Genomic DNA, 417 nt, shown 5'->3' on the forward strand with positions numbered 1-417 from the left:
GGGAGTGCCTCGTCCTCATGGAGGTACTTAATGTCTGACGATTTATGCATGTTCATTGACATGCCCGCCGACGAATACCACAGCGATCCCGCGGTGGTAGGCCATTCGGCACTTGTCTCTCTTTTGCACTCGCCGAAGCACTACCACGCTGCAATGATGCGTGGCCGCAAGGTCACCGACGCTATGGAGTTCGGTACCGCGTTTCACACGCAGGTGCTGGAGCCTGAGCGCTTTGCCGCCGAGTATGTTGTCAAGCCGAAGTTCGATCTGCGGACGAATGTTGGAAAGGAAGGCAGCGCTGCATGGGATGCCGCGAATCCCGGGAAGACGATCATTTCCGAAGCCGACAGGGTCGCGATCGAGGGCATGTTCGATGCTCTTACCGAGCGGACCGACATCGCCCGGACAATCCAGAAC

At 57.8% G+C, this 417-nt stretch carries 1 protein-coding gene; it reads left to right on the top strand.

Annotated elements, in window-relative coordinates:
• Positions 1 to 48: 48 nt before the first annotated feature.
• The coding region (locus GVL03_RS20945; RefSeq protein WP_200847393.1) for a PD-(D/E)XK nuclease-like domain-containing protein at positions 49 to 417 on the top strand (369 nt) is incomplete at its 3' end.

The sequence above is a fragment of the Microbacterium sp. 18062 genome (assembly GCF_902706225.1).
Taxonomy (GTDB): Bacteria; Actinomycetota; Actinomycetes; order Actinomycetales; family Microbacteriaceae; genus Microbacterium.